This is a genomic window from Mesorhizobium sp. M2A.F.Ca.ET.037.01.1.1 (assembly GCF_003998075.1).
Taxonomy (GTDB): Bacteria; Pseudomonadota; Alphaproteobacteria; order Rhizobiales; family Rhizobiaceae; genus Mesorhizobium.
In genome coordinates this window covers 1-4410 of sequence record NZ_RZSA01000566.1, presented here as the reverse complement: position 1 = coordinate 4410, position 4410 = coordinate 1, and the positions used below count along the sequence as shown (strand labels likewise).

Sequence of the window (4410 nt, the reverse complement as noted above, 5' to 3'; positions counted from 1 at the left end):
TCCGCCCTCCCCGCCCGCCACAGCCATCGCCTCGGGTCCCGGTGCCGGATCGGCGACGTCGAGGACCGCGTCGATGTTGGCGGAAGGACCGCGCCGCGCCCGGATGCGATCGATCGCATGGTTGCGCGCGATGGCCACCAGCCAGGAAATCGGGCTCAGATCGGAAACCGCGAAGCGGTCCGCCTTCGTCCATATCTTGACGAAGACCTCCTGCAGCGCTTCTTCCGCATCTCCCCTGTCCCTCAAGACACGCAGGCAGACACCGAAAAGTTTCGCGCTGGTCTGCTTGTAGAGCAGATCGAACGCGGCCCGGTCCTTCATCGAAGTCCGGACGATCAGCTTGCTGATGTCCTGCGGCGCCATGGCGGCAAATTAGAAGATTGCGATTTAATTGCAACGGGTGCGGAAGCGTCGTTCACCAGCAGGCGCGGGCCGGCCCGACGCATCTCACGAATCGGGGTGTCGCTAGCTGGAGATCGGCTGAAACCTTCCAACCTCGTCATTCCAGGGCGGAGCAGCCGCGCAGCGGCGTCTCGGAGACCCTGGAATCCATTCCGTGACCCTGATCGAAGAGTGCAGCGGAACAGAATTCTGCACCGCAGCAGCGCCCGCATGTCACGGAATGGATCCTCGGGTCTGCGCGCGTCGCTACGCTCCTTGCTCCGCCCGTGGATGACGACTGGGTTAGGCGTTTCGGCCAATCTCAACCGCATGCCGCCTGCCAACGCAGACATAGCCGAACGGTCAAAATCCCTGCGCCGGGGAATTGGCAGATTTCATCATTGTGACCGCAAAGCCGTTTGCGGCTCGCGGCAATTCCCGCTAAGAGGCCGCCAATCAAGACTTGATGTTCAAGCATGTCTTCATCCCGAAACCGGAACCCACTTTCGGGAGACATGCTCAGCTGGGATCGATACCGATGACGGACGTCGCCGCCAACGCCGAAATGCAGGCCGCGCTGCTCTCGCGCGCGCTGCCTTACATGCAGCGCTACGAGAACAAGACAGTGGTGGTGAAATATGGCGGCCATGCCATGGGCGACCATGAGCTCGGCAAGGCCTTCGCCCGCGACATCGCGCTCTTGAAACAGTCCGGCGTCAACCCGATCGTCGTGCATGGCGGCGGGCCGCAGATCGGGGCGATGCTGACCAAGATGGGCATCGAATCCAAGTTCGAGGGCGGGCTGCGCGTCACCGACCAGAAGACGGTCGAGATCGTCGAGATGGTGCTGGCCGGCTCGATCAACAAGGAGATCGTGGCGCTGATCAACGCCGAGGGCGAGTGGGCGATCGGGCTTTGCGGCAAGGACGGCAACATGGTGTTCGCCGAAAAGGCGCGCAAGACCATGATCGACCCCGATTCCAACATCGAGCGAGTGCTGGATCTCGGCTTCGTCGGCGAGCCGGTCGAGGTCGACCGCACGCTGCTCGACCTTCTCGCGCGCTCGGAAATGATCCCGGTGCTGGCGCCGGTCGCGCCCGGCCGCGACGGCCACACCTACAACATCAACGCCGACACGTTTGCAGGCGCCATTGCCGGCGCCTGCCGCGCCTCGCGCCTCTTGTTTCTCACCGACGTGCCGGGCGTGCTCGACAAGAACAAGAAGCTGATCGACGAGCTGACGGTCGCCGAAGCCAAGGCGCTGATCAAGGACGGCACAGTGTCCGGCGGCATGATCCCGAAGGTCGAGACCTGCATCGAGGCGATCGAACGCGGCGTCGAGGGCGTCGTCATCCTCAACGGCAAGACGCCGCATTCGGTGCTGCTGGAGCTCTTCACCGAGCACGGCGCCGGCACGCTGATCGTTCCGTAAAGAGCGCGCGAGTTCGTTGTTTCTGCAAACGGTGAACTTGCCTTTAGCCAGCTAATCTTCTCTGGTCTTCGATAATTGCGGCCGGCTTTCTCACCGGACGCCGGACGATCATTGATTCCTCCTCGGCGTCCTGCGGCGCGCCCCAGAATTCGGCGAGCGTCGGGCCGTCCGTGACCCGGCGATCACGGGCGAGAAAACCCCACACCTCGCGGAACCAGACGCGGCGGCCCATCTTGGTGTACCAGCGCATCGAATGCCGCTGCCCCGGATCGGGGTGGAAGAGGATGCGCGCCATCGCCTTCGGCCGCGACTGCACGGCGACCTCGATGAGCTTGACGGCGAAGAACAGCATCCACGGTCTCAGCCGGGTCATCGCCAGCACCTGGTGCTTGTAATCCCAGAGGCGCACGTCCTTCTGGATCACCTTGCGATCGGCAGCGATGCGGAAGAACGGCGTCCAGCGGTGCGGCGTGACATAGAGCGCCTGGATCTGGTCGGGATCATAGGCGATGAGCTGGCGGAAGCCGCGCCAGAGATCGCGCAAGGTCTCGTCCTCGAAGCCGGCCACCCAGGTCGCCATCGACAATATCCCGTGCCGGCGAAGCAGCCGGATCGCTTCGCGGTCCGACTTGGTGCTGCCACCCTTGCGGATCAACGACAGCGTTTCTTCGTCGGTGTTTTCCATGCCGAGCAGCCAGCGGATGACACCGGCCTTGCGGTAAAGGTGGAGGATATCGGCGTCGCGCACGATGTCGTCGGCGCGGGTCGAGCCGACGATCAGCACCGGCACGTTCTCGGCGATCATGGCGTGCAAAAAGGCGCGCCAGGCCTTCTTCGAGGAGGTCGGATTCTCATCCGCCAGATTCACCAGCTCGACGCCGTGCTCGCGATGCAGCCAGGCGATCTCCCTGGCGAATTTGACCGGGTCGCGATGGCGCCAGCGGGTCCAGAAGCCGCGCTGGCCGCAATAGTTGCACAGATGCGGGCAACCGCGCGAGAACTGCATGACCACCGCGCGCTTGCCGCCCCAATAGGAATAGCGGCGATGATCGATCAGCTCCCAGCCGACGCGCCAGGCATCGAGGTCGGCAATGGTCATTGCCGCCTGCGTCGCGACCGGGCGGCCGAGATCGTCGCGATAGGCGATGCCGGCGACACTTCCCACCGGCTGGCGCATCTCGATTGCCTCGACCAGCGCCGTCGCGGTCGCCTCGCCCTCGCCGCGCACGATGAAGTCGAAGACATCGGTCGCGGTCAGGATGTCGCGCCAGTGATAGGTCGGAAACACGCCGCCATAGATGACGATGACGCCCGGAGCGCGCGCCTTGATCATTTCGGCAATCTTCAAGGCGGTCGGATGCGCCGAGGTCGAGCCGGAATGGCCGATCAGGATGAGATCCGGATCGCCACACAGAGCATCATCGACCAGCACCGCAAGCGACATCGGCCCAAACTCGGCATCGACGAGGCGAACCTGGTGGCCGGAATCGATCAGCGGGCCGCCGATCGCCAGCAGCCCGAGCGGCGGCAGATGGTCGTCGGGCACGCGGCTGCCGATTGCGGTATGCGGCGGGTTGATCAGCACGGTGTTCAAGGCGGACCTCCATGTTGGTCCGCTTGTGCTAATTGCCGATGACGAAGCCACCTTGGCGCGGTTCAGCAGTTTCCACGCAGCTTTTCCGGAAAAATTCGCCCCGGTGAACGGTTATTTCCGCAGATGGCTGAGCGGCACATGGCCGGGGCCCTTGATGTTCTGCAACACCAGTTGCGTGTGGACGTCGCGCACGCCGGGCAACCGCATCAGCCGGTGCATGACGAAGGCGTTCAAATCGTCCACCGACGGCACCATGACATGCAGCAGGAAATCGTGGTCGCCGGTCATCGTCCAGCAGGACGACACCTCGTCCATACGCTGCACAGCCGCGATGAAGCTCTCAGGTGAGCCGTCGCTGTGGCTGACCAGCCGCACCTGGATGAACACCTCGACGGTCAGGCCGACGGCGCGGCGGCTGAGCACGGCGGCAAAACCCTTTATGATCCCGGTTTCCTGCAAGGCCTCGAAGCGGCGCGCGCAAGGCGTTGTCGACAGTCCGATCTCCTGCGCCAGCTCCGACACGGGCTTGCGGCCGTCGCGCTGCAGGATGTCGAGCATCCTTATCTCAAATTCGTCGAACTGAGGCATGTCTTGTCGATCTCTCGTTGATTGGAGTGATTTTACCTCAATATCCGCCGGCAAGCTACAAACAAGGCTGATTTGCCTCATCAGCCGCCTCTAAACTCCGCTTCACGATCCACGGATCACGATCTGAGAGGAGGAAACGATGACGATCAGCGTTGCCGATTACGCCGCCGAATGCGCGGCGCAGGGCCTTCGCGGCGACTATTCGGTCTGCCGCGGCGATTTCACGGTGGCGCAAGGCTACGACTACTCCGCCGAGGAACAGGCGGTGTGGCGCACGCTGTGCGACCGCCAGACGAAGCTTACCCAGAAGCTCGCGCACCGTTCCTATCTGGACGGCGTCGCCGCGCTCGGGCTGCTCGACAGGATTCCCGATTTCGACGCGGTGAGCGAAAAGCTCAGCAAGCTGACCGGTTGG

The 4410-nt window shown here is 63.4% G+C and carries 4 protein-coding genes and 1 pseudogene; 2 read left to right on the top strand and 3 right to left on the bottom strand.

All coding sequences use genetic code 11. The annotated features are described in order from the left end of the window. A partial coding sequence (locus EOA27_RS24300; RefSeq protein ID WP_127257440.1) for a sigma-70 family RNA polymerase sigma factor occupies nt 1-363 on the bottom strand: 363 nt, incomplete at its 3' end. A gap of 556 nt (nt 364-919) precedes the next feature. On the opposite strand from EOA27_RS24300, the gene argB reads away from it, so the two are divergent. Then, nucleotides 920-1813 carry an acetylglutamate kinase gene (argB, locus tag EOA27_RS24295; RefSeq protein WP_126063404.1) on the top strand — a complete coding sequence of 298 codons (894 nt, stop codon included), beginning with the start codon at nt 920-922 and terminating at the stop codon, nt 1811-1813. A 43-nt stretch (nt 1814-1856) separates the two neighbouring features. Here argB and bchE read toward each other — a convergent pair whose 3' ends face one another. After that, complete coding sequence (gene bchE / locus EOA27_RS24290) at nt 1857-3407, bottom strand: magnesium-protoporphyrin IX monomethyl ester anaerobic oxidative cyclase (protein WP_126080176.1); 1551 nt, start codon at nt 3405-3407, stop codon at nt 1857-1859. 111 nt (nt 3408-3518) lie between these two features. Next, a complete protein-coding gene (locus EOA27_RS24285) occupies nt 3519-3995 on the bottom strand; it encodes an Lrp/AsnC family transcriptional regulator (protein WP_126080175.1) in 477 nt (158 codons plus the stop codon). A 139-nt stretch (nt 3996-4134) separates the two neighbouring features. On the opposite strand from EOA27_RS24285, the pseudogene EOA27_RS24280 reads away from it, so the two are divergent. Further along, nucleotides 4135-4410, top strand: a pseudogene (locus EOA27_RS24280) (phenylalanine 4-monooxygenase); the annotation flags it as partial.

What these genes read in the sequence shown, in the direction of transcription:
- argB (WP_126063404.1), top strand. Translation starts at nt 920, where the DNA reads ATGACGGACGTCGCCGCCAACGCCGAAATGCAGGCCGCGCTGCTCTCG.
- EOA27_RS24285 (WP_126080175.1), bottom strand. Translation starts at nt 3,995, where the DNA reads ATGCCTCAGTTCGACGAATTTGAGATAAGGATGCTCGACATCCTGCAG.